At 67.3% G+C, this 23,578-nt stretch carries 17 protein-coding genes; 5 read left to right on the top strand and 12 right to left on the bottom strand.

What is annotated here, in order from left to right:
- The 4 genes from glgX to AWC19_RS03915 all read right to left on the bottom strand — a co-directional run bounded on the left by glgX (position 1) and on the right by AWC19_RS03915 (position 6,100).
- On the bottom strand, positions 1-2,133 hold the full coding sequence (gene glgX / locus AWC19_RS03930; protein WP_085076809.1) for a glycogen debranching protein GlgX: 2,133 nt from the start codon (positions 2,131-2,133) through the stop codon (positions 1-3).
- A gap of 127 nt (positions 2,134-2,260) precedes the next feature.
- Positions 2,261-4,411 (bottom strand): acyltransferase family protein, encoded by a 2,151-nt coding sequence (locus tag AWC19_RS03925; RefSeq protein WP_085076779.1) that lies wholly within the window; start codon positions 4,409-4,411, stop codon positions 2,261-2,263.
- A 93-nt stretch (positions 4,412-4,504) separates the two neighbouring features.
- Entirely contained in the window at positions 4,505-5,344 is an 840-nt protein-coding gene (gene ripD, locus AWC19_RS03920) for an NlpC/P60 family peptidoglycan-binding protein RipD (protein WP_085076808.1), read from the bottom strand.
- Positions 5,345-5,647: 303 nt separating this feature from the next.
- Positions 5,648-6,100: a hypothetical protein gene (locus AWC19_RS03915; protein ID WP_085076778.1), complete on the bottom strand. Its 453-nt coding sequence runs from the start codon at positions 6,098-6,100 to the stop codon at positions 5,648-5,650.
- 61 nt (positions 6,101-6,161) lie between these two features.
- On the opposite strand from AWC19_RS03915, the gene AWC19_RS03910 reads away from it, so the two are divergent.
- The 3 genes from AWC19_RS03910 (at position 6,162) to AWC19_RS31515 (ending at position 8,786) form a co-directional block, all read left to right on the top strand.
- Positions 6,162-7,463: an adenosylmethionine--8-amino-7-oxononanoate transaminase gene (locus AWC19_RS03910; protein WP_085076777.1), complete on the top strand. Its 1,302-nt coding sequence runs from the start codon at positions 6,162-6,164 to the stop codon at positions 7,461-7,463.
- Between the two features lie 184 nt (positions 7,464-7,647).
- A complete protein-coding gene (locus tag AWC19_RS31095; RefSeq protein WP_281255265.1) occupies positions 7,648-8,181 on the top strand; it encodes a PE family protein in 534 nt (177 codons plus the stop codon).
- Positions 8,182-8,237: 56 nt separating this feature from the next.
- Complete coding sequence (locus AWC19_RS31515) at positions 8,238-8,786, top strand: PE family protein (protein ID WP_425436870.1); 549 nt, start codon at positions 8,238-8,240, stop codon at positions 8,784-8,786.
- Positions 8,787-8,822: 36 nt separating this feature from the next.
- Here the strand turns inward: AWC19_RS31515 and AWC19_RS03895 are convergent, their stop codons facing one another.
- From AWC19_RS03895 to AWC19_RS03875, 5 genes are all read right to left on the bottom strand, one after another.
- Positions 8,823-11,738 carry an MMPL/RND family transporter gene (locus AWC19_RS03895; RefSeq protein ID WP_085076774.1) on the bottom strand — a complete coding sequence of 972 codons (2,916 nt, stop codon included), beginning with the start codon at positions 11,736-11,738 and terminating at the stop codon, positions 8,823-8,825.
- Positions 11,739-11,896: 158 nt separating this feature from the next.
- Complete coding sequence (locus tag AWC19_RS03890) at positions 11,897-14,776, bottom strand: MMPL/RND family transporter (protein ID WP_085076773.1); 2,880 nt, start codon at positions 14,774-14,776, stop codon at positions 11,897-11,899.
- Positions 14,773-15,192: an MmpS family transport accessory protein gene (locus AWC19_RS03885; protein ID WP_085076772.1), complete on the bottom strand. Its 420-nt coding sequence runs from the start codon at positions 15,190-15,192 to the stop codon at positions 14,773-14,775. The genes AWC19_RS03890 and AWC19_RS03885 overlap by 4 nt, the downstream gene beginning before the upstream one ends.
- A gap of 268 nt (positions 15,193-15,460) precedes the next feature.
- Positions 15,461-16,969 carry an MFS transporter gene (locus tag AWC19_RS03880; protein WP_085076771.1) on the bottom strand — a complete coding sequence of 503 codons (1,509 nt, stop codon included), beginning with the start codon at positions 16,967-16,969 and terminating at the stop codon, positions 15,461-15,463.
- A 156-nt stretch (positions 16,970-17,125) separates the two neighbouring features.
- Positions 17,126-18,535: a condensation domain-containing protein gene (locus tag AWC19_RS03875; RefSeq protein WP_245848702.1), complete on the bottom strand. Its 1,410-nt coding sequence runs from the start codon at positions 18,533-18,535 to the stop codon at positions 17,126-17,128.
- A gap of 399 nt (positions 18,536-18,934) precedes the next feature.
- Here AWC19_RS03875 and AWC19_RS03870 point away from each other — a divergent pair, with 399 nt between their 5' ends.
- Both AWC19_RS03870 and AWC19_RS03865 read left to right on the top strand, forming a co-directional pair.
- Complete coding sequence (locus tag AWC19_RS03870) at positions 18,935-19,858, top strand: sulfotransferase family protein (protein ID WP_085076806.1); 924 nt, start codon at positions 18,935-18,937, stop codon at positions 19,856-19,858.
- Between the two features lie 21 nt (positions 19,859-19,879).
- On the top strand, positions 19,880-21,160 hold the full coding sequence (locus AWC19_RS03865; protein ID WP_085076770.1) for a glycosyltransferase: 1,281 nt from the start codon (positions 19,880-19,882) through the stop codon (positions 21,158-21,160).
- A gap of 15 nt (positions 21,161-21,175) precedes the next feature.
- Here AWC19_RS03865 and AWC19_RS03860 read toward each other — a convergent pair whose 3' ends face one another.
- The 3 genes from AWC19_RS03860 to AWC19_RS03850 form a co-directional block, all read right to left on the bottom strand.
- Positions 21,176-21,940: a GAP family protein gene (locus tag AWC19_RS03860; RefSeq protein WP_211284836.1), complete on the bottom strand. Its 765-nt coding sequence runs from the start codon at positions 21,938-21,940 to the stop codon at positions 21,176-21,178.
- Positions 21,941-21,973: 33 nt separating this feature from the next.
- Positions 21,974-22,768 (bottom strand): alpha/beta fold hydrolase, encoded by a 795-nt coding sequence (locus AWC19_RS03855; RefSeq protein WP_085076769.1) that lies wholly within the window; start codon positions 22,766-22,768, stop codon positions 21,974-21,976.
- Between the two features lie 69 nt (positions 22,769-22,837).
- Positions 22,838-23,578, bottom strand: a 741-nt coding sequence (locus AWC19_RS03850; RefSeq protein WP_142280962.1) for a GMC family oxidoreductase, incomplete at its 5' end; no start/stop codon positions are given.

The raw sequence follows: 23,578 nt of genomic DNA, 5'->3' as shown, positions 1-23,578 counted from the left end.
TCACATGGTCTTACGGAGAACCAGCAGCGAACGGGACGGCAGCGAGACCTTCTCTTCGGCGTTCACGACTTGGTCGGCGTGCCCGGCGGGATGGTTGGTGTCGAGCTCGACGGTCCACTCCTGCGCGTAATCGGCCGGCGGCATGACGAATTCGACGGGGTGCTCGTCGGCGTTGAAGCACAACAGGAACGAGTCGTCCACCACCCGCTCGCCGCGGGCGTTGGGCGCGGTGATCGCGTCGCCGTTGAGGAACACCGCCACGCACTTGTGGAAGCTCTTGCCCCAGTCCTCATGGGTCATCTCCTGTCCGCCCGGGGTCAGCCAGGCGATGTCGCGGACCTCGTCGCCGCTGCGGATGGGCTCGCCTTCGAAGAAACGGCGGCGGCGAAACACCGGGTGGTTCTTGCGCAGGGCGGTCACCTTGCGGGCGAATGCCAGCAGGTCGGCGTTCTTGTCCGCCAAAGACCAATCCATCCAAGACAATTCGGAGTCCTGGCAGTAGACGTTGTTGTTGCCGTTTTGGGTGCGCCCGATTTCGTCGCCGTGGGCGATCATCGGCGTGCCCTGGCTGACCATCAGAGTGGCCCAGAAGTTGCGCATCTGGCGGTAGCGCAGCGCGATGATGTCGGGGTCGTCCGTGGGGCCCTCGACACCACAGTTCCAGGACCGGTTGTGGCTTTCCCCGTCGCGGTTGTCCTCCCCGTTGGCCAGGTTGTGTTTTTCGTTGTAGGAGACCAGGTCGTTGAGCGTGAAACCGTCGTGGGCGGTGACGAAGTTGATGCTGGCGCTGGGGCGCCGTCCCGTCGCCTCGTATAGGTCCGATGACCCGGTGAGCCGGGAGGCGAACTCGCCCAGGGTCGCGGGCTCGCCCCGCCAGTAGTCGCGCACAGTATCGCGATACTTCCCGTTCCACTCGGTCCACAAACCCGGGAAATTTCCGACCTGATAGCCGCCCTCGCCGACGTCCCACGGCTCGGCGATCAGTTTGACCTGGCTCACCACCGGATCCTGCTGCACCAGGTCGAAGAACGCGCTCAACCGGTCGACGTCGTGCAGCTCGCGGGCCAGCGTGGCGGCCAGGTCGAAGCGGAACCCGTCGACGTGCATCTCGGTGACCCAGTAGCGCAGCGAATCCATGATCAGCTGCAGCACGTGCGGGTGGCGGGCGTTGAGGCTGTTGCCGGTGCCCGTGTAGTCCTTGTACAACCGCAGGTCGGTTTCGACGAGCCGGTAGTAGGCGGCGTTGTCGATGCCGCGGAAGTTGATCGTGGGGCCGAGGTGGTTGCCCTCGGCGGTGTGGTTGTAGACCACGTCGAGGATGACCTCGATGCCGGCCTCGTGGAAGCTGCGCACCATCGACTTGAACTCCGCGACGCTGGAGCGGCGGTTGGCGGCGTACTGGTTGTGCGGGGCGAAGAAGCCAAAGGTGTTGTAGCCCCAGTAATTTCGCAGCCCGAGGTCGAACAGCCGCGAATCGTGCATGAACTGGTGGACCGGCATCAGCTCGATCGCGGTGACGCTGAGCGACTTGAGGTGGTCGATGATCACCGGGTGCGCAAGCCCGGCGTAGGTGCCGCGCAGCTCCTCGGGCACCCCCGGGTGGCACTGGGTCATGCCCTTGACGTGGGCCTCGTAGATGACGGTCTCGTGGTACGGGGTGAGCGGCGCCCGGTCGGAGCCCCAGTCGAAGAACGGGTTGCTCACCACACTGGTCATGGTGTGCCCGAGCGAGTCGACCATCGGCGGCGTCCCCGGATCGGCGCCGTCGCCGTCGGGGTTGACGGCCTTCATGTCATAGGAGTACAGCGCCTGGCCGAAGTTGAAATCCCCGTGGAAGGCCTTGCCGTACGGATCCAGCAGCAGCTTGCTCGGATCACAGCGGTGCCCGGCCGCCGGATCCCACGGCCCGTGCACGCGGAACCCGTAGCGCTGCCCCGGGGAGATATTGGGCAGGTAGGCGTGCCAGACGTACCCGTCGACCTCTTCCAGCGCGATCCGCGCCTCGCTGCCGTCGTCGTCGATCAGGCACAGCTCGACGCTCTCGGCGATCTCGGAGAACAGCGAGAAGTTGGTGCCCGCGCCGTCATAGGTGGCGCCGAGCGGATACGGGTTGCCCGGCCACACGGTGGCCAGTCGGGGCCGGGACCCGCCGTTATCCGGTGCGGCCTTTCCTTTTTGGGAGCCTGCTTCGGGAGCTCGGTCGTCGATCGGCATCATTCGACCTTATCCGTGCCGGGGTCGCGCCCGCCGGGTTACTCCGTCACCACCAGCCGGTGTTGGCGGCGATCTGGCGGCCCAGTTCGGTGGCCATGGTCCGCACGTAGGTGGGGGACAGGTGGTGGGCGCCGTGGTAGATCAGCACGTTGCCCTCGACCGGGCGGCAGACGTCGGCGCGGCAGATCGCGTCGGACATGTCGAGGACCTTGAGCAGCGGGAACTGCGCGACGAAGTCGAGGGTCTGGTTGCGGTCCGACAGCACGTCGGAGCGCTTGATCGCGCACGACTGCGCGTTGCCGCCCTTGGCCAGGCAGTCGGCGGGGTCGAACGGTTTGTCGTTCTTGACCAGCCACGGCGTGTCGCGCATGCCGAGGATCGGGATGTTGTTGTCGGACAACGTCTGCCAGATGCCGATGTAGGTCGCCGGCATCACGTCGCCGGTCTTGATGTTCCAGGGCCGGGTGGTGGTGGTGAACACGTAGTCGGGGCGGTCGGCGATGAGCTTGTCCAGCGTCCGTTGCACCCATTCGCGGCACTGCGGGTACGGGGCGTTGTTGCCCATGATCAACGGGACTTCCTCGGTGGACAGCGGGCAGCCCATCTTCAGGTACGTCACGACCTTGAAGTGATGCATGGTCCCGAGCAACTGCAGCGCCGGCAGCCAGTGTTCGGCGTGCGAACCGCCGGCCAGGGCGATGGTGCGGGAGGCGCGCACGTCGCCGTAGGTGCAGTTGACCACCGCGGGGTTGACGAAGTCGCTGATGCAGCCGTCGCGGGTGGAGTCCGGCAGGTCGTGCTTGACCTCCAAAACGGTCGGCCGCATCGGCAGGGCGGGCACCCGCACGCGCTCGGTCAGGGCGCGGGCGCCGGGGTAATCCTGCGGGTTGAGGACGCTGAGCTCCTTGCCCGCCGAGCGCAACACCGTGACGTGCTGACGCCAGGTGAAGGAGGTCGCGGTGAGGGTGACGCCGAGCAGCACCACCATCGATCCGAGCGCCATCGTCGGGCGGCGCAGGCGCACCCACCACGGGGTCGTCGGCATCGCCGACGGGGCCGGGGCCCGGTAGCGCAGCGGGTCCTCGACGAGCCGGGTGGTCAGGTGGGCCAGCACGCCGGACACCAGCAGTACCGCCGCCCCCTCGACGAAGCCGGCGTGCCGGTGCCCGCTGTAGGACAGCCAGAAGATGAGCAGCGGCCAATGCCACAGATACAGCGAATACGCCATCGCGCCCAGCGCCACCAGCGGCCCGGTGGCCAGCAGCCGGTTCGGCAGCGGCATCCGCTCACCGGCGCGGTCACGGCCCAGGTTGGCCCCGGCCAGGATCATCAGCACGGTGGCCCCGACGGGGACCAGGGCCCACGGCCCGGGGAATTGTTTGACGCCGTCGATCAGCGCGCCGCACGACACGATCGCCGCCAGCGCGGCGGTGGCCAGCGCGGTGCGCAGCCACATCGGCCAGCGGATGTGGGGGACCACCGCGCCGACCAGCGCGCCCAGCAACAGCTCCCACGCCCGGGCGAAGCTGTCGTAATAGGCGATGGCCTGGTTGTTTTGATGGGCGAGGACCGCGTACCCGAACGACGCCACCGTGAGCGCGCTCAGCAGCACCAAAAACAGGGTCCGCAGGTGGGCGCCCAGCGGTCGGCGGAAGGCGTACGCGCAGCCGGCCACCAGCAGCAGGAACCCGATGTAGAACTGGCCCTGCACCGACATCGACCAGATGTGCTGCAGCGGGGTGACCGCCTCGCCGGCCCGCAGGTAATCGGACGCGGTGTTGGCCAGCTCCCAGTTCTGGTAGTAGCCCAGGCTGGCCAGGCTCTGATCGGCGAACGTCTCCCAGCGGGTCTCGGGCTGCACCAGGATGGTCAGCAGCCCGCACCCGGCCAGCACCACCACCAGGGCGGGCACCAGGCGGCGCACCAGCCGGGTCACCTCGGCGACCGGTGACAGCGACGCCGCCGGGTCGAGGGCGGCGCGCAGGATCTTGCCGCCGAAGAAGAACCCCGACAGTGCCAAGAACACGTCGACGCCGCCGGAGACCCGGCCGAACCAGACGTGGAACACCGCGACCAGCGCGATGGCGATGCCGCGCAGGCCGTCGAGATCGTAGCGGTAGAACCCACCCGCGCGCGCCCCGGTAACGGCCGGCTGCGCGGCCGCGACCGGGGATCGAGGAGGTGCGAGGCTCTGCATGGTCGACCGCCAATTTACCCAAACCCGCCCCCCGCTCCCGTGCGCGAGGGAGCGAGTGGCGGGTGTTGGGACCGGCCGGAGAGCCGGGAGCGGTTACCGCACGACGACGGCGGGAGCCTGCTGGACCGGCGCCTGTTGCGTCGGCGGCTGCAGCAACGGCATCTGCTGCAGCGGCGCCTGCTGGGCGGGCGCCTGTTGGGCGGGGGCCTGTTGCAGCGGCACCTGTTGGGCGGGCGCCTGTTGTAGTGGGGCCTGTTGCAGCGGCGCCTGCTGGGCGGGTGCCTGTTGCAGCGGCACCTGCTGGGCGGGCGCCTGTTGGAGCGGCGCCTGCTGGAGCGGGGCCTGCTGGGCCGGCGCCTGTTGCAGCGGCGCCTGCTGGAGCGGCGCCTGCTGGACTGGGGCCTGCTGGGCCGGCGCCTGTTGCAGCGGCGCCTGCTGGGTGCCCAGCACGCGCACCAGGTAGGGGGCCATGCCGTTGCTGCGCACCGGCGACACCTGCACCACGTCGCCCACCTCGAGCATCTGGTTGTTGCCCAGGTACATCGCGACGCTCTGGGTGCCCTCGGGACCGTAGAAGATCAAGTCGCCGCGGCGCGCCTGCTGCGGCAGCACCTTCTGCCCGACCCGGTACATCTCGCCGGAGGAGCGCGGCAGCTTGATGCCGGCGCCCGCGTAGGCGTATTGCATCAGGCCCGAGGCGTCGAACCCGACGGTGTAGATGCCGGTGCCCTTGCCGCGGCTGGGCCCGTTGACACCGCCGCCGGCCCAGGAGAACGGCACGCCCCGCTGCGACAGGCCGCGCATGACGACGATGTCGGTGGCCTGCTGGTAATCCATCGTCCGGGTGATGGGGTCGGCCGCCGCGATGCCGGCGGCGGCCAGCGGGGCCACCAGCATCGCGAGACCGATCGCGAAGGCGTAGATGCGTTTCATGGATTCCCACTCCTCGGGGTCCTGGGCCTCAGTCGCGGTGACTGCGCGCATCGGCCGCTGTTGCGGCGGCGCGCCGGCCTCGTCGGGGCCGAACGCCGCTGCATGACGCTTGGCGGAAGCCAGGCCGTCAGCCGCCTGAATTCACACCAGTCACTAAGGACACTTCTACAACAGAAGTGGGGGCCGGAAAATACCTTGTGGCCTGCGCAGATGATTTTTTGTCGTACCGTGACCGCGCGGTGACTGGGGGAGCCGAATTTGCGTCCGTCGTTGTGACTTGGGTCTCAGCGCGCCGCGGCCGGCTCAGAGCCAGTACCGCGAGCTGAAGGTGGTCAGCAGCGAGCCGGCCACCGAGGCCACCATGAGCACGGCCAGCGACAACACCGGCCAGAACGACATGTACCAGCCCTTCAAAAGCGAGATGAACGGCCCGATCCCGGCCGCGGCGATCGCGGCGCCAATGCCGCCCCACACCACGGGGTGGATGTAGTAGTCGACCCCGAACGGCACGGCCCCGCAGGTGTCGCCCTCGCACACGTTCGCCAGGAAGCCGAACAACCGTGTCGGCCAGTTCGTCGCCGTGGCCAAATAGAGCAGCAACGCCAGCAGGACGACGGTGGAGACGACGTCCCAGGCGGCGATCCGCAGCCGAAGCACCCGCGGCGGTCGCTGCTCGGATTGCTCACGCCCGGGCGCCGGCGGAAGGACCGCGGGGTTGCTCGGACGCGGATCGTCGGGCGGATACGGCGCTGCCATGGCGTCGATGCTTCCCGATGGCCGCCGATTGTGCGACTCGGCTGCTTTACCCTCGATCTCTATGCCGCCGGCCAGGGCCGGGCTGACGCCCGAAGAGATCAGCGCGATCGACGCCGCGCACGTGTGGCACCCCTACAGCGGCGTCGGCCGCGAAGCGGTGCCGCCCGTGGTGGCGGTGGCCGCCCGCGGCGCCTGGCTGACGCTGATCCGTGACGGCGAGCCGATCGAGGCGCTCGACGCGATGAGTTCCTGGTGGACGGCGATCCACGGGCACGGCCATCCCGAGCTGGACGCGGCCCTGGCTGCCCAGCTCGCCACGATGAACCACGTCATGTTCGGCGGGCTGACCCACGAGCCGGCGGCCCGGCTGGCGCGGCTGCTGGTGGGCATCACGCCGGCGGGCCTTCAGACCGTGTTCTTCAGCGACTCCGGCTCGGTGTCGGTCGAGGTCGCCGTCAAGATGGCGCTGCAGTACTGGCGCGGCCTCGGCCGCCCCGGCAAGCACCGGCTGATGACGTGGCGCGGCGGCTACCACGGCGACACCTTCACCCCGATGAGCGTGTGCGATCCCGACGGCGGCATGCACTCGCTGTGGACCGACATCCTGGCCCGGCAGGTGTTCGCCCCGCAGGTTCCCCGCGACTACGACCCCGCCTACAGCGCGGCGTTCGAGGCGCAACTGGCGCGGCACGCCGCCGAGCTGGCGGCCGTGATCGTCGAGCCCGTCGTGCAAGGCGCGGGCGGGATGCGCTTCCACGACCCGCGCTACCTGCGCGACCTGCGCGACGCCTGCGACCGGCACGGCGTGCTGCTGATCTTCGACGAGATCGCCACCGGCTTCGGCCGCACCGGCGAGCTGTTCGCCGCCGACCACGCCGGGGTCAGCCCGGACATCATGTGCGTGGGCAAGGCGCTGACCGGCGGCTACCTCACCCTGGCCGCGACCCTTTGCACCGCCCGCATCGCGCACACCATCGGATCCGGGGAGGCCGGCGCGCTGATGCACGGGCCCACCTTCATGGCCAACGCGCTGGCCTGCGCGGTGTCGGTGGCCAGCGTCGAGCTGCTGCTCGGGCAGGACTGGCGGTCGCGAGTCGCCGGGATCGCCGCCGGGCTCGCCGAGGGGCTCGAACCGGCCCGGGCGCTGCCCGGCGTCACCGACGTGCGGGTGTGCGGCGCCATCGGCGTGATCGAATGCGCCCGGCCCGTCGACCTGGCCGTCGCCACCCCGGCGGCGCTGGACCGCGGGGTCTGGCTGCGCCCGTTCCGCAACCTGGTCTACGCGATGCCGCCCTACGTCTGCTCGGCGGGCGAGATCGCGCAGATCACCGCCGCCATGGTCGAGGTGGCGCGGCTGGCCTGAGGCGCTCCGCCGGCGCCGGTGCGGCCGGCGACGGGAGCGACCAAAATTCCACTTGTGTCTCATAACTCTTCCCGCGACATTCCATCTGTATGTAATGTGCCTACCGAGCGGGACGCGAGTCATGTTGCTTGTTTTGCCGCCGGTCGATCGATGACCAGGTGGGAGGGTAAATATGTCGTATGTCATGGCAGCGCCGGCGATCCTGACGGCGGCAGCGGTGGACGTGGCCGGCGTCGGTTCGACGCTCAACGCGGCACACGTGGCGGCGGCGCCCCCGACGATCGGCCTGATCCCCGCGGCCGCCGACGAGGTGTCGGCAGGGATCGCGCAGTTGTTTTCCCGATGTGCACAGGACTATCACGCGCTGGCCGCCCGGGCGGCGGCGTTCAACGAGCAGTTCGTGCAGCACTTGAAAGCAAGCGCGGACTCGTATGTGGCCGCCGAGGCGGCCGCGGCCGCGTCCTTGCAGCACCTGAATGCGAGTCCCGCTTCGAGTGTCGGCGGCATCGCCGCCGCCGTGCCGACCCAGTTGACCGAGGCGATAAACGGCATCTGGAACATGTTGACGTCCTTCGCAGCAACCCTGCAAACCTTCTTATTCGAGCTCGCGCTGATCCCCGTTATAGGGGCATATTTGCTCGCCGGCTTGGCCTATTTGATAATCGGCTTTGCCATTCTCGCGGTGCAATTCTCCCAGTTTTTCGTGCTGGTGTTATAGCGTGACTCGCACCATTCCTCGACTCCTTGACGACGAGGATTGACTATTCGCGGAGGATGGATATGTCGTATGTGATGGCGGCGCCGGGGACGTTGGCTGCGGCGGCGACCGACGTGGCGGCCCTCGGTTCGACGGTAAGTGCGGCCCACGCGGCGGCGGCGCCGTCGACAATCGCGATGCTGCCCGCCGCCGCCGATGAGGTGTCGGCGAGCGTGGCACGCCTGTTCTCCCAGTATGCGGCGGATTATCACGCGCTGGCCGGCCGGGCGGCGGCATTCAGCGAGCAGTTCGTCCAGCAACTGAACGCGAGCGCGGGCTCGTATGCGGCGGCCGAGGCGGCCAACGTCGGGTCGTTGGGGAGCGCGGCGTCGGATGTCAACACGGTCGCCGGTCCCTTGCCGAGCCAGGTGCTCGACCCGCTGATCGGCTTTTTCCATAGCTTGCCGATCACCGTTCAGATCTATTTGACCGCGCTTTACAACGTGGCCTACGCGTGGGCGTTGGTGGCAAATGAGGCGAGCGTTTTGGGGTCATTGCTGTTGGAGCGAGCAGTGGCGCAGCTGCAATTGGCGTTGTCGCAATTAAGAATGATGTTGCCATTCTGATGCGTGCCGCGGCGATACCGCCGGTAAAGCCGCGGATCAGGCGGACGGGACCGGGATCTCGGCCGTGACCGCATCGTCGTCGTAGTCATCCCGCCAAAGCAGCAACGCTCGCACCACCGGCCGCGGCGCCTCGGATCGAAGCATCTGACTGGCCGGACGCGGACGAACCGCCTGCGGCCACCAGAACCAGCGCCCGAGGAGCGCGGCGATGGCCGGGGTCATGAACGAGCGCACCACCAGGGTGTCGAACAACAGGCCCAACCCGATGGTCGTCCCGACCTGACCGATGATCCGCAAATCGCTGAACGCCATCGAGGCCATGGTGAAGGCGAACACCAGGCCCGCATTCGTCACGACCTTGCCCGTGCCGCCCATGGCCCGGATGATGCCGGTGTTTATCCCGGCGGCTATCTCCTCTTTCATCCGGGATACCAAGAGCAGGTTGTAGTCGGACCCGACCGCCAAAAGGACGATCACGGACATCGGGAGAACCATCCAATGCAATTTGATGCCCAGAAGATACTGCCACGCCAGCACCGAGAGCCCGAACGATGCGCCCAGCGAAAGCAACACCGTCCCCACGATCACCAGGGCGGCCACGAATCCCCGCGTGATGAGGAGCATGATGATGAAAATGAGGCAGAGAGCGCCAACCCCCGCGATCCACAGGTCATATGTCGAGCCGTCGCGAAAATCTTTGAATGTCGAGGCGGTGCCCGCGATATAAATCCTGGCGTCCTCCAGGGGAGTCGTCTTGAGCGCCTCCTCGGCCGCCGTCCTGATCTGATCGATGCGGGCGATGCCCTCCGGCGTCGCCGGGTCGCCCTTGTGGGAGATGATGAACCGAGCCGCTTTGCCGTCGGGCGACAGGAAGGAACCGATCGCGCGCTGAAAGTCCGGGTTTGAAAAGACTTCCGGCGGCAGATAGAAGGAGTCGTCGTTCTTGGCGGCGTCGAACGCCTGGCCCATGGCCATCGTGTTCTGGTTTGATTCGTCCAAGTCGCCCAGGGCCCCGGCCATGGTGCTGTGGGCCGTCAGCAGGACGGTCCGCATGGACTCCATCATCGCGATCATTCTGGGCAGCTGTTCGAGCAGCTGTTGCTGCAGTTGGTCTATCGTGTCCAGGTCGTGCACGAGGGCATGCATTTTGTCGCTGAGCGCGTCGACGCTGTCGAGTATGTCGAAAATGGATCGTATCGACCAGCAAATGGGAATGTCGTAGCAGTGCCGTTCCCAGTAAAAGTAGCTACGGATCGGCCGCCACATGTCCTCGAAATCCGAAATGTGACCGCTCAACTCGTCGACGATGGCGATCAGCTCTTTCGTCTGGCCGATCGAGTGGTGGGTGATGTCGGCGATCTGCCGCTGCAGTTCGTACATGCGCTTCATCAAGGCGATCTGCCTGGACATGATTTCGGCCGATTTGAGCATGTCGTTGATGCGAGCCTTCATGTACTTCAGGTCTTGCATCTGAGCCGCGTTCTGCAGGCTGATCAAAAAAGGTATCGAAGTGTGTTCGATCGGTGTTCCCTCGGGCCGGGTTATGCCTTGTACCCGAGAAATCCCGGGAACCCGGAAAATTCCCTTAGCTAGTTTGTGGAGCACGATGAAGTCCGTCGGATTGCGCATGTCGCGATTTGCTTCGATCATCAGGATTTCGGGCATCATCCGGGACTGGGAGAAATGACGATCCGCGGCCGCGTATCCGGCGTTGGCCGGGATGTCTTGGGGCATGTAGAGCCGATCGTTGTAGCTGGTCTCGTAGCCCGGGAGGGTGATCAGACCGATCAGCGCCAGCGCCAACGTGGCGACGAGAATGGGCGCGGGCCAGCGTACGATCGCGGTGCCCACCCGCCGCCATCGACGGAAGCCGATCCGGCGCTTGGGATCGAACATCCCGAAGCGGCTCCCGACGGTCAGAACCGCCGGGACCAGCGTCAACGCCACCGCGACGGCGACCAGCATGCCCACGGTGCAGGGCACGCCGATGGTCTGGAAGATCGGCATCCGGGTGAAGCTCAGGCACAGCATCGCTCCGGCGATCGTCAACCCGGATCCCAGGACGACCGGGGCGACCCCGCGGTAGGTGGCGTAGTAGGCCGCTTCCGGGTCCGCGCCCGCCTGACGCGCCTCCTGATAGCGACCGAAGAAAAAGATTCCGTAGTCGGTTCCGGCCGCCATCGCCAGGGCCACCAGCAGATTGATGGCGAACGTCGAAAGGACGACCACATTGTGGTCGCCGAGAAACGCGACGATTCCGCGGGCCGCAAATAATTCGATGCCAACCGTCACCAACAGGCCCACCACGGTGACGACCGAACGGTAAACGAAAAGCAGAACCGTGAAAATGATCACGGCGCCTATCAGGGTCATCTTCAAAATGGATCTGTCGCCGCTGCGCTGCATATCCGCGACGAGCGCGGCGGGGCCGGTCACGTAGGCGTGCAGCCCGGGCGGCGGCGGCGTGCGCTTGACGATGTCGCGCACCGCGGCGATGGAGTCCTGGCCCAAAGTCGTGCCTTGGTTACCGGCGAGGTTCAATTGGGCGTACACGGCCATGCGGTCGCGGCTTTGCGCACCGGCCGCCGTGAGTCGATCGGCCCATAAATCCTGCACGTGCTCGACGTGCGTCGGGTCGCCGGTGAACTGGCGGATCAATCGGTCGTAGTACGCGTGGGCGTCGTCGCCGAGCGGTTGCTGTCCCTCCAGGACGAGCATGGCGAAACTGTCCGAGTGGGACTCCTTGAAGTCGCCGCCCATGCGCTGCATGGCCTGCACCGCGGGGGCGTCCCGGGGCGCCAGCGGTACGGAATGTTCGCGGCCGACCGTCTCCAGCCAGGGAACGCCGAAGCTTACCGTCAGCGTCAACCCGACCCAGGCCAGGAGGATCGGTACCGCGAGCCGGCGGATCATGCGCGCCAGGACGGGCCGCCGAGCGGCTTCGGTGCTCATGCCGCCTGCACCGGCCCGCCGGAGGGGGCGTCGAGCTCGCGGCCAATCGCCTCGGGTTCGACCGCGCCGTCGAGCACGAAGCGGCGGCCGCCGGTGTCGCTATCGCCCTGTGTCACGATGCTTCCCACGGTCGCCGTCCAGTTCCGCAAGTCCGCCGGTTACTGGTGCTGTCCCAGCAGCAGGGCGCGCACCACGGGGCGGGGTCCGGTGGGGCGAAGCAACGAACTGGCGGGGCGGGGGCGCACCTGTTGGGGCCACCAGAACCAGCGCCCCAAAAGTGCCGCGATGGAGGGGGTCATGAAGGCGCGCACCACCAGGGTGTCGAACAGCAGACCCAGGGCGATCGTCGTGCCCACCTGACCGATGCTGCGCAGGTCGCTGACCACCATGGACCCCATGGTGAAGGCAAACACTAGCCCGGCATTCGTCACCACCTTGCCGGTCCCGCCCATGGCGCGGATGATGCCGGTGTTGATGCCGGCGCCTACTTCCTCTTTCATCCGGGCGACCAGCAGCAAATTGTAGTCAGACCCCACGGCCAAAAGGACGATCAACGACATCACGACAACCGCCCAGTGTATTTGCATGCCCAGCAAATACTGCCAAACGAATACGGACAGCCCGAAGGAGGCGCCGAGCGAGACCAATACGGTGCCGACGATAACGAGGGCGGCGACGAAACTTCGGGTGATGATCAGCATGACGATGAATATCAGGCAGAGCGCGGCGATTACCGAGATCGCCAGGTCGTAGGTCGAGCCCTGCACCACGTCCTTCACCATCGCCGCGGTCCCGGCGAGGTAAATCTGCGAATCTTCCAGTGGCGTTCCTTTGAGCGCCTCCTCGGCCGCGCTCTTTATCGCGTCGACCCGGGAAAGGCCCTCCGGCGACGCCGGATCACCCTTTTGGGTGATGAGCATGCGTGCGGCCTTCCCGTCCGGCGACAGGAAGATGTTCAGGACTCGTTTGAAATCCGCGTTTTTGAAGACTTCGGGCGGGATGTAGAAGGTGTCGTCGTTTTTGGATGCGTCGAACGCCTTTCCCATGGCGGTCGAATTATTGCTGTTGTCGTCCATCTGGCCGAAGACGCCCGACATGGTGCTATGCATCGTGAGCATCATGGTGCGCATGCTCTGCATGATTTCGATCATCTCGGGAAACTGAACGAGCAATTGCGGCAGAATCGCGTCCAGGTGGTCGAGGTCTGCGACCAGATCTCGCAGCTTATCGGTTACCGAGTCGACGCCGTCGATGGTGTCGAAGATCGATCTGATGGACCAGCAAATGGGGATGTCGAAGCAGTGCTTTTCCCAGTAGAAATAGCTGCGGACCGGCCGCCAGAAATCTTCGAAATCGGCGATGTGATCCCGCAGTTCGTTCGTGATCTCCTGCACTTCATGCGTCTTGGCGACCATGTCATGCGTCGTGGCGACCATCTGCTTGAGCAGGTCGTACATCCGCTGCATGATCGTGATGGATTCCGTCAGCATGTCGGCCTGCTTGAGCATGTCGTTCATGCGCAGCTTCTGAAAGTACATGAATTGTTGCATGCTGGCCTGCTGCATGCTGAGCATATATGGCAGGGTCGTGTGCGCGATCGGCGTTCCCTCGGGCCGCGTCACGGCCTGCACCTTGGAAATTCCCGGAACGGCCAGCACCGCCTTGGCCAGTTTATTCAAGACCAGAAAATCCGCCGGATTCCGTAAATCGTGGTCGGTCTCGACCATCAGGATTTCGGGCGCCATCATCGCCGACTGCGGAAAATGGCGCGCGGCCGCCGCAATCCCCAAATTGGCGGGAATGTCTTTGGGAATGTACTGCTGGTCGTTGTAGCTGGGTTTGTATCCCGGCAGCGTCAACAGCCCGACGAGCGCGACCGCCAACGTCGTGATCAAGATGGGCGCGGGCCACCGAACGATCGCCGTGCCCACCCGTCGCCATCCGCGAACCTTTATTTTCCGTTTCGGCTCGAACAGGCCGAAACGGCTTCCCAGCGCGAGAACCGCCGGAACCAGGGTGAGCGCGACCGCAACCGCGACGGCTATGCCGACCGCGCACGGGACCCCGAGGGCGTGGAAATAGGGCAGCCGGGTAAAACTCAGGCAATAAACCGCCCCCGCGATCGTCAGGCCGGAGGCCAAGACCACCTTCGCGACGCCGTGGTAGGTGGTATAGAACGCCACTTCTCGGCTCTCGCCGGCTTGGCGTGCCTCCTGATACCGCCCGATGAAAAAAATCCCGTAGTCGGTCCCGGTCGCGATGCACAGCGAAATCAGCAGATTAACGGCGAAGGTGGTGAGGCCGATGATTCCGTGATGGCCGAGAAACGCGACGATCGCCCGGGCGACCTGCAATTCGATACCGACCACGAGCAACAACAGGGTTACGGTGACGATCGACCGGTAGACGAGGAGCAGGGTGATAAAGATGACCGCGACGCTGAGCGCGGTGACGGTGGCGACCGTCCGGTCACCGCTGCCGTTCATGTCCGCCGAGATCGCCGCGGGGCCGGTGACATAGGCCTTGATCCCCGGCGGGGACGGCGTGCGCTCGACGATGTGCTGGACGGCTTCGACCGACTCGTTGCCTAAGGTCTGGCCGGGTTTACCGGCAAGGTCCAACTGAACGTATGCGGCCTTACCGTCGGCGCTTTCCGCGGCGCCCCGGGTGTATTCGTCCCCCCAGAAATTCTGAATGTGCCGCACATGCTTGGGGTCGTCTTTGAGCTGGAGAATCAACCGGTCGTAGTACCGGTGGGCAGCGTCGCCGAGCTGTTGGTCGCCCTCCAAGACGATCATCGCGATGCTGCCGCCGGAAGCGGATTGCTTGAAGTCCTCGTTGATCCGTTGTGCCGCCTTGAACGACGGCGCGTCGGTGGGATTCAGCGAAACCGAATGTTCCTTTTCGACCTGGTCCAGCGACGGGACGCCCAACTGCACGATGACGATGAGCGCCAACCACGCGAGGATGATCGGGACCGCAAATCGGTGGATCGTGCGTGCTACCAGCGGCTGAGAATGCAGCTGATGGTTGCTCATGCGGCCTTCAACAGGCATGAGGCGAAGGCGCTGACTTCGTTGGTGACCTTCTCGGCCTTGACCACGCCGTCCACCGTGATGCGGCAGCCGATACTGTCGCTATCTCCCTGTGCGGCAATACTTCCGATGGACGCCGCGGTGGTGATCGGGAACTCCAACGACCACGGCAGCTTCGCCCCGTCGACGTGCTGCGGATCGCCGTTGGCGTCGAAATAGCTGATCTCGGCCTCGGTCCCCGGCGGCCCGAAGATTTCGTATTTCAGGCGCTTGGGATTGAAGGGCTTGCTGTTGTCGACCTTGGTGTCGGCATAGGACAGCCGCTTTTCCGAGCCGAAGATGCCGTGCAGCCGCGACACGGTCAGCCCGCCGGCGCCCACCACGACGAGCACGACCAGCGGAATCCAGAGCCGCCGCAAACCCCGGAAAATGACGGACCTCGGATTCCGGTCGCCCCTTCCCGGTCGGCCCGGCCTGCCAGGTGCGGGCGGAGCCTGTCGAGCAGCGCGCGGAAAAAGACGCCGACGGCCCGGCTGGGGGCCGGCGCTTTCGCCAACCCCGACGGCGGCATCGGACGGGGCCCGCTCGAAATCGCGCACGCTGCCTTCAACCACGGACTTACACTAACCGACACGAGTTCAATAACGGCTCCAAATTTTTTAAGAGACCACGCGGCCCGCCGGCGAACTAGCGCCCCTGCGCATCGACCGCCCTCTTGACTTCTTGCGCGCGCGCCACCTGCTGCGCGGTGTAGCCGATGAGCAGCGCCATCGCCGCGATGAGAACGACAACCCCGCCCAGCCACATCCAGCCGTAGGAGTAGCCGTGGTCCAGCGCCCGCAACTGTGCCTCGGTCATCGACTTCACCGGCCCGTGAACGCCGCCGAGGCGCAGCGTGCGCGCCGCGATGGCGGCCTGGACGACGGCCATCACCAGCGGTCCGGCCAGGCTCCGCAGCATCAACGCGACCGCCGAGGCGGGACCGATCTGGTCGACGCCGACGCTGGCGATCAGCGCGAGCCCGAGGGGCACGTTGATCATGCCGAGACCGATGCCCGCGACGACGATCGGCAGCGCGAGATCGGGGAAGTACGGCATGCCGCGGCCGAGCGTCGCCCCGCACAGGATCGCGCCCAGCAGCACGACGACGCCGGCGATCACCACCACCCGCGGCGGGAACCACGACACCAGCCGCGAGGCCGCGGCGGCCCCGACGGCGGTCGCGAAGCCGAACGGGATAAAGCCGATCGCCGCGCGCATCGGCCCGTAGCCCATGATGTTTTGCACGTACAGGGCGATCAGCACGGCCATGGTGAACGTCACCCCGCCGGTGAGGAATGTGGCGGCGAACGTGGCCATGCGGTTGCGGTCGAAGAACAGTCCCAACGGCACGATGGGGTTCTCGGCCGTCCGCTCCACCAGGGCGAACGCGACAAACGCCGCCACGGCCACCGCGGCTGAGCCGACGGTGACCCCCGACGGCCAGCCCGTCTCCGGGCCCGTGGTCAACGCCAGGACGGACGCGGTGCAGGCCAGCGTGGCCAGCACACCCCCGAGGGCGTCGAGCTTCATCCGCTCCTTGACGGTCTCCCGCAGCGCCACGCAGGACAGGTAGATCACCACCAGCCCGATCGGCACGTTCACCAGGAACGCCAGCCGCCACGACACCTCGGTGAGCGCCCCGCCCGCCACCAGGCCCACCACCGACCCGACGCTGGCCATCGCGCCGAACACCGCCATCGCGGCGTTGCGTGACGGCCCCTTGGGGAACGTCGTCGCGACCAGCGCCATGGCCGTGGGCGCGACGATGGCCGCCGCCACGCCCTTCAGCAGCCGGGCCACCACGAGCAGGCTTCCGTCCCAGGCGACTCCGCACATGGCCGACGTGATGGTGAACAGCGCCGCGCCGACGATCAGGGTCCGCTTGTGCCCGATGGTGTCGCCGATGCGGCCGCCCAACAGCATCAGGCCCCCGGCGGCCAGCACGTAGCTGGTGATCACCCAACTCCGCGCGGCATCCGATAGCCCCAGCTCGTTCTGGATCTTCGGGAGCGCGAAGATCGCGACGGTGCCGTCCATCATCGCCAGCAGCTGGATGCCGCCGAGGGCGCTGACGACGGCGACGAACTGCCGCGCCGGCAGCCGGGTCGCCGGCTGCCGACCCGTGTCGCCCGCCGTGGTCGGCTCGACCTGCATAGGCCCGCTCATCTCATGGCTGGTGCCGTCGGGTGCGTGGGTGCCCGCTCACGTCGCGTTAGCAGACACGAGTGCAATAACGGTCCACACCCTAGTCCAGGGCTGGTCCGGACTTCGACCATGTTTCGGCCGTGGCCGCGAAAGCGGCTCGGTTCGTCAATCGATGTCGCCAGTCAGGCCGAACTCGGCCAGCGTGCGCGCGGCCACCTCCCGCAACGCGGGCTTGGTGTTTTCGGCGCCCGGTCGGTAAGCCAGGACGTGAACGAAGATCCTGCCCAGCGGCGGCGTGCGCAGCGACAGCAGTTGCAGCTGGCCGCCCGTTCGGTCGAGCCACCGTCGGGTCACGCACTGCCTGATCCCCCGGGCGAAGGCGTAGTCGCAGTGGGTGCCGTCGATCAGGCTCACCACCGAGCCCACGTCGCCGAGGTTGGAACACACCACCGGGCGATCGGGATCGGCGAACGCCGCGTCGACCCCCCGCCGCCAAGTTCGTTTCGGCGTGAACGGGCTCAGCGCGGCGAGCTGCGAGGACGCATCCGGCGTTTCGCGGCACGCCTGCAGCGCGTTCTTGATCGCCGCGCGCGCTTCGCTCAGATCCTCGGTCAGCCGCGTGGGGTCGACGCTGGCGCGGGCCAGGGAGACGGCAACGGCACGGGTATCGCCCTCGGTGCGGTCGCTCAAGATCAGCTGCAGGGTCACGGCGCCGTCGCTGGCGCGCCGGCGGCCGAGGCGCTCGGCGAGTTTCGCGGTCAGCCCGGCGGCCAGCGTGTTGCTCGTGCCGCCGAGGGCCTTCGCGCGCAAGTCCCACTCTTCCAGGCCGACGGCGATCGTGACGCCGGGCACCACGACGGGCTCGTCGTCGCCGCCTTCGACGGGGGCGGCGGGTCGGGGGGCCGGCGGTCGGGTGCCGTCGCGCCGCTGCCGGCGGGTCAGTTTGGCCAGCGCGACGAGCGCGCGGCCGGCCTCGGGCGCGTCCCGCACCGTTTGGCGGGCGTCCTGAACCAGTGCGCGCAGTCGGGTGCGAGACCGCGGTGGCGGGTAGCCGAGGTCGTGCGCGTTGCCCAGGATCGCCTCGATGATCGCGACGAGAAAGCCGATGCCGTCGAGCAGGTAGTGCGAAGCCACCAGGCTGACGGCGGTCGAGCCATCGGTCAGCGGTAGCACGCCGAGGTGCCAGCCGGGCCCCGATTCCGGATCGACGGGCAGTTGTGAGCGCTCGTCGGCCCAGTCGCTGAGTTCGGCGCGGGGACGGGCGCGCTCGGCGAAGTCGATTTCCGGGTGCCCCGGATCCAGGACCCATCGATGCCGACCGAAGGGCAGCGGCGAACGCTCGATCAGCCGCGCCAACAATCCGTGACGCAGATTTTGGTGAAAACGCCGCAGGCCGTCGAGGTCGATGGGGTGCTCGTAAAGCCAGACGACCTGCATCACTTCGGTCTGGCCGGCGGCGCGCTGCCCCGCGAAGAACGCTTGGTCCACGAACGTGAGCCGGTTATCCGGCCGCGCGGCACCGCTGGGCGTCCGGCTGCCGGACGACTCGCCGGTTGGCAGGATCGGGACCGGCACCGATCAGCTCCCGAGCTGGCTGCGCGGGGTGGCGCCGGGCGCCACGGCGGCGCCCTTTGGGGGTGGGTACGAAATCATCGCATCAGGTTAGCTTCGGGACTTTAGCTTGGCCCAGCATTTTCGGGCGGCCTTCGGTCAAGGAGAATCGCGCATTTTCCGGCGGGACGTATGGAATGTGACCCGCCCGAAATTGCGCGACATTGCGCGGCGAGAGGCGGCGGGCCCTTATGGTGTTGTCGTGACTTCATGGTCCGGCGCCGCGGCGGTCGACCGTAACCGCGCAACGCATCCCGAACGGCTGTGCCGGTGGCGCCCGCGCGCGTCGCGCATGGCGTCGAGCGGCGAGTTGCGGTGGTGACCCCGGGCGCGCGGCCCGGTTCGGAGTCGCGCCCCACGGCTCTGTTCGTGCTGGGGTTTGCGCGGTCCGGAACGTCGGCGTTGACGCGGGTCTTGTCGCTGTGCGGCGCGGCGCTTCCGCCCGGGCTGCTGGGCGCGACCGCGCGCGATCCCGCCGGCTTCTGGGAGCCCCGCGCCGCCGTCTACCTCAACGGAACGATCCTGCGCCGCCACGGCAGCGCCGGGTTCGATCCGACGTTGCGCCTGCAGGAGGAGGGCGCGTTCGGCGCCGACGAGACGGCCGCGTACATCGCCAAGATGCGGGCATTTTTCACCTCGCTGCCCGCCGCGCCGCTCGTGGTCATCAAGGACCCGAAGATTACGGCCATCGCGGGTATGTGGCTGGAGGCGGCGCGTCAGGCCGGATTCGCGCCCGCGGCAGCGATCGCGGTGCGCCACCCCGAAGAAGCCGTCCAGTCGTTGATGGCGGGTGCAAGCGTCACGCCGGAGCTGGGAAGCGCGTTGTGGTTGAAATACAGCCTGCTGGCCGAAAGAGACACCCGCGGCTTGCCGCGGGTGTTCGTTGACTACGCCAATCTCATGGACGATTGGCGCCGCGAAGTCAAGCGGATTTCCGCGGCGCTGGCAATCGATTTAGATGTCCGGAATGAGGATGCCGTCGAGAAGTTCCTGGCGCCCGCTTTGCGGCACCACCGAAACGATCACTCGGCGACCCGAGTTTTCGGTGCGGACTGGATTCCGGTGGCCCACGAAGCGCTGAGCGCGGCCGCCCGCGACGAGCCCTGGGATCAAACCGCGCTGGATAACGTTTTCGAGGCCTATCGGGCGAGCGAAGAAGGTTTTCGGATCGCGTTCGACAATTTCGACCAGCTCAGCCGGGTGTACCGACGCATCCCGATCTCGGTCGTCAACCTCTTCATCAGGCTCAACGCCATCGCGCGCCGGCGAAACGAGACGTGGGCGTAATCGAAGGTCGGAGACCCGCCGATGAGATTCGTGCTCGCTTTCTATGGAACTCGCGGCGATGTCGAGCCCGGCATCGCCGTCGGCCGTGAGCTACTGCGCCGAGGCCACGACGTGCGCATGGCCGTCCCGCCCGATTTGGTCGGGTTCGCGGAGTCGGTCGGGCTACCGGCGATCGAATACGGCCCGGACACGCAGGCCTGGCTGGAAGCGACCCGCAACTTCTGGGCGCGGCTCTTTCGCAGCCTCTGGAGGATCCGGGATGTCAAGGCGCTGCTGCGCGAGGCTCGCGAGCCGGGCATCCAGCGGTGGGCGGAGATGAGCGCGACGCTGACGGCGCTCGCCGAGGGCGCCGACCTGCTTTTGACCGGCATGAGCTACCAGGAACTGGCGGCCAACGTCGCCGAGCATCGCGACCTTCCGCTGGCGACGCTGTTGTGGTTTCCGATAAGGGTCAACGGCCGCCTCGTTCCGATGCTGCCGGCGCCCGTGGTGCGCTCGGCGATGCGGGTGTACGAGTGGTTGGTCTGGCGCGGGGTCAAGCGGGGCGAGGACGCGCAGCGGCGCGAATTGGGTTTGCCGAGGGCGACAGGCCCGGCGCCGCGGCGGATCGCCGCACGCGGATCGCTGGAGATCCAGGCGTACGACGAGGTGTGCTTTCCGGGGCTGGCCGCCGAGTGGGCGAAATGGAACGGGCAGCGGCCCCCCAAGCGGCCCTTTGTCGGCACGCTGACGCTGGAGCTGGCGACCCAGGCCGACGACGAGGTCGCCGCTTGGATCGCCGCGGGAACGCCGCCGATCTTCTTCGGGTTCGGCAGCATTCCGATCGAATCTCCGGCCGAGGCGCTCGCCATGATCGCGGCGGCCTGCGCGCAGCTGGGCGAGCGGGCGCTGGTCAGTGCCGGCTGGACCGACTTCGGCGACGTCACTAGCTTCGAGCACGTCAAGGTCGTCGGCGCGGTGAACTACGCGGCGATCTTCCCGGCCTGTCGCGCCGTCGTGCACCACGGTGGCGCGGGCACCACGGCGGCGGGCCTGCGCGCGGGCGTGCCCACGTTGATCCTCTGGATGGCCGACGTGCAGGGGATCTGGGGGGCCGCGGTCAAACGGCTGAAAGTGGGCACCGCCCGGCGCTTTTCAGCCACGACGGAACGGTCTCTGGTCGCGGACCTGCGCCGGATCCTGGCCCCGCGATACGCCGCGCGGGCCCGCGAAGTCGCCACCCGGATGACGCAACCCGCCGAGAGCGTTGCCGCCGCCGCCGATCACGTGGAGGATTTCGCCCGCCTGCGGCGGGTCGGCTGATCGGCGCCCCGGCCGTCAGCGACCGGCCCCCATGCCGCCGCCGACGCCGAGGGCCAGCATCGCGACCCCGGCCACGGCGACCATGGTTATCAGTACCTGCCGCCGGTGGGCCAAAATCCAGTCGTGCAGAAACTGCAGGGCCGCATGGGTTTTCGCGGGCGCGGCCAGGTGGCTGAGCAGAATGATCTCGACGACCGCGAACATGCCGACCACCCAGACGAGGGCGAGGCCGACCTGCGCGCCGATCGCGGCGCCCGAGGCCATGATGGTGGTCAGCACCAAAAGGGCCGTCAAAGGCGGCGGCCCTGACAGGACGCCGAAGACGAATGCGGGCCAAATGGACCCGTTTTCCCACGCGCCGTAGGTGCGGGCGCGCCACCCCCGGCGCGCGGAGCCGTTTCTGGTCGCCGCATCCCGGCCCGGCGGGAGTGTCGACGGCGCCCCGGCCGGGGCCGCCACGGTGGCGCGCCGACGCGCCCGGAGGCGGGCCGCCAGCACCGCGGCGATCGACAGCGCGACCACTCCGATGCCGATTTGGGTGTGCCGGACGGCGGGGCTGGCAAGCGTGGCCGGGGTGGCATAGCGTTCGGCGAACGACCGCAAGGATGGGGTGAGGTGCAGGACGGTCAGCGGAACCAGCATGTAGGGCACGCTCGAGGTCATGGCGCCCACCCAGTACGTGCACAGGCTTTGCAGGGGCCGTGGTCGGGTGATCAGCAGGAGGATCAGGCCGAGGCGCACGGGATCGAGCGTGAGCAGAAGCGTCGGCACCAGCAGCACTGAGCTCCACACGGTCGGAACACTACCGCCGGGTCATTTGCCGTCGCGCGCCGCAAAAGGCGATTCGATCTCTGGCGGCAGCGCCGTTCCGGAAAGCCAACCGTCGACGGTGCGGGAGAACAGGTCGGGGCAGCGAAGGGGCCAGTCGTGGAGCATGCCGGTGGCGATCATGTCGATTCCGTTGGGCATTCGCCGCGCCAGCGCCGCCGCGGAACGGCGTACGAACGGCATCTCGTAGGTTCCGGTCAGAAATAGCGTGGGCGAATCCGATTTGTCGAGGCCGGGCGGAAGCGTGAACCCCGCGGATTCCTCGACGATCTGGGCGATTTCGGCGCTGTCCATCGGGTTCCGATCCTCGCGGCGGTCTTGGATCGTGGCCGAGGAGATTTTCGCGTAGCGCGGTGCCTTCATCCGGATGGTCACGAACCGAGAGACCCGCGCGACGCGCCCCAAAAGGAACGCCGACAGGCGCGCGCCGGGGATCGCGTTGATGACGATTCCGCACAGCACCGCCCGGTCGACGAGCTCCGGCTCGGTGGCCAGCAGCTGCGCGCCCACCTGGGCGCCGAGCGACAAGCCCACCACGTGCGCCCGGCCGGAACTCGCCCGCGCGCGGATGAGCTCTGCGACCGCGGCGGCGGTTTCGCCGATCCGGAACGGGCCCAGCCCCCGGCTCTTGCCGTGCTGCGGCAGGTCGGGGACCAGGCAACGGTAGCGCTGCATCCGCTCGACCACGGGCTGCCACGATTGGCCGGTGTATTCCCCGCCGTGCAAGAAGACGATAGCCGGCGCGCCGGCGGGGCCGGTTTCTCGCACAAACAAATCCACCCGGCGGTCCTATGCACTCGATGGGCTAAGTTGGTTCAAGGATTTCACCACCCGCTTTCGGCACTCTGCTCAGTTGGCGAATTCGGTGTCGTTGATGTGGGTGGCCACGCGCAGGGCGTTGGCGGCGACGGTCAGGCTGGGGTTGAGCCCGGCACTGGAGGGGAAGAAGGACGCGTCCACGACGTAGAGGTTGTGCACCTCGTGGGCCCGGTTTTGCGGGTCGAGGACGCTGGTTTTGGGGTCGGTGCCAAAGCGGCAGGTGCCGCAGACATGGCCCAGGGTCGAGTTGTGATCGCCGGTGCGCAGGGTGAGTTTGCGAAACGGCCGCAGCGCCTCTTTTACCTGCCGCAAAAACACCGCGCGGCGCTCGAGTTCGCTGGCGTGCAGCCGATACCGAAGTCGCAGCCGCTGGCGGCCGTCGTCGCCGGGCCGGTCGGGCGGCAGGATGCGGTTGTCGAGGTAGGGCAGGTCTTCCATCATCGCGGCCAGCACCAGCCCGCCGCCCAGGAAGCGCTCGTAGAGCGGCCGCATCAGCGGGCTGACCAGTCGCAGCGCCCTGGGCCGCCAGCCGGGGTGGTTGGTCAGCATCTCCAGGGACGCCAGCGACGCCATCACGCCGGCCGACTGCACGGTGCCGTACTTTTGGCCCTGCCAGAAGTAGAAGTCGTTGAGCCCGATCTCCTTGTTCTCGGCCGTGATATTGCAGTCGGGTTGTGGCCAGACCTCGATCCAGTCGAGGAGGTGGCGCATGAGGTTGCGTCCGACCCAGTCGGAGCCGTTGGCCAGTCCGCGGGGCCAGTGGCCGCTGCG

It is taken from the genome of Mycobacterium palustre (genome assembly GCF_002101785.1).
Lineage (GTDB): Bacteria > Actinomycetota > Actinomycetes > Mycobacteriales > Mycobacteriaceae > Mycobacterium > Mycobacterium palustre.
The sequence above is the reverse complement of the archived record's forward strand: the minus strand, read 5'-3'. Positions and strand labels throughout refer to the sequence as shown.